Source organism: Levilactobacillus sp. LN180102 (assembly GCF_050106635.1).
In the GTDB taxonomy this organism is placed as follows: domain Bacteria; phylum Bacillota; class Bacilli; order Lactobacillales; family Lactobacillaceae; genus Levilactobacillus; species Levilactobacillus brevis.
This window is the reverse complement of sequence record NZ_JBNIIX010000043.1, coordinates 1-1,777: the sequence shown is the minus strand read 5'-3', so window position 1 is coordinate 1,777 and position 1,777 is coordinate 1. Positions and strand designations below refer to the sequence as shown.

The following is a 1,777-nucleotide window of genomic DNA, read 5'->3' as shown; positions in this document are numbered from 1 at the left end:
GAGGCTGTGACATAACTAGTCTCTTTATAATGGAATAGGACGAGAAACCGATCTTTGTTTTCTCGTCCTATTCTTTTGCTCTTGGAGTTGGCTACCAGTGTAACCAGTTTCTGGATATTCAAGGCCATAATCACGATCCCGGCTTCCTTACGGACCCTGTCTAGGCCGCGAACCGAGAATCGATGGAACCTTAAAGAGGCCTTCATTTTTCCAAAAATTGGCTCCACGTCTATTTTTCGTTGGGCGTAGATGGCCGCTGTTTGGGATGTTGATAGAAGGTCGCGTTGCTTGGCTTTAAAGTATTCCCAAGCGCTGTTAACTTGGATTCTTCGTAGGTTTCCTTTTGGCGTGAGGGCTTCGGAAATCACATTCTGATTCTCATCTAGTTTTTCGGCGACATACTCTTTAAAATCACGTATAAATCCATACTTATCAGTCCTTTTCCGATACGCCTTAAAATTAAACCGTACACCTTTATCAACATAGTAATCATCGGCTTCATAGTAGTCCCAGTTCATGACCTTGCGGTCATCGCTTTTCCACTTCCGACTATTCTCTTTGATCATTGTCCCATAAGGTATTAGGGCCGTATGTTCAGGCAAGCTGTCTTCTAGAAAACGGTAGTTACTTTCCGAGCCGTACCCAGCATCTGCCACGATGGTGGCGCCTAACGTTCCGTGTTGCTGTAAATGCTTGATGAATGGCTGTAGTGTGCGGGTATCTGTTGGGTTTTGAAAGAGTTGGTAACCCGTGATGAACTGACCGCTTGTGGAAATCTGAAGATTGTACGCTGGTTTCAATTGACCATTTTGCATCGGATCTTCCTTGACCCGCATAAAGGTGGCGTCATGATCGGTCTTGGAATAGCTGTTTCGTTGCCCATAGATTGACTGTTGGTCTTGATGCTCCCGCATCTTATCCCGTCGTTCAACTAGTCGTTTCTTTGCTCGGAACGTGCGACGTTTTTGTTTTGCTGGATTTGGCGAGACCTTTTCGGTCTCCGCCACTTTCTGCTTTAAAACCACTAAATGGTCCTCAACCTTACTGATCATCATCTCCAAAAGCTCTGGTGTTAAGTTCGACCCAGCCGGAACTTCACCGATGATTTTTGCCTCATGTAGCTCGCCTAACAGTTCAACCAGCTTTTCACGGTTCATTTCATCGAACCGAATCGTATTCTTTTTCCAAACGAAGCTATACTTGTTCGCATCGGCTAGAATCTTAGTACCATCAATGAATGAGACGTCATCAATCAGCTTATTTTGACGAAGAAAAGTGGTCAGTTGCGTTAACCCTGCTTCGGTCAATTTCGCAAGTTCATCGGAAATTCTAAAACGACAAATGGTTCGATACGAAGGAACTTGGTTGCTGACCAGCCATCCGGCTGGTTTATTTTCACGCGCGAATCTTTCAATCTGACGACTGCTAAAAATACCATAACTGTATGCCAAAAGAACCAATTTTAGTAGAGCCCCTAGATCGTATTCCCGGGGCCGGCCAAACTGGTATGTATCGGTCAGTTTTAAGCTTTCCACGAATTGATTGATGTATCTTGCCGGATGGTTTTCTTCAGGAAGATAGTCTAAAGTGATACTCAAAGTGGTTTGATTCATGTTATAATAGTCTTGCATATTTAGATGTCCTTTCGGGGATAATCTGTGGGTATCGGGTGTGACCGATGCCTTTTTTATTTTCTATTATATCAAAAGGCTGTCCAGTGAGAATCCGAAGATTCTCACTGGACCGCTTTATTTGTGGAGACTTATGTCACAGCCTC

Annotated in this window: 1 protein-coding gene; it reads right to left on the bottom strand. The window is 44.1% G+C overall.

The features are described from left to right. Window positions 1–1,631 (bottom strand): IS1182 family transposase (locus ACP4IT_RS12525; RefSeq protein ID WP_426855864.1); only part of this gene is annotated, 1,631 nt, incomplete at its 3' end. Window positions 1,632–1,777 lie beyond the last annotated feature (146 nt).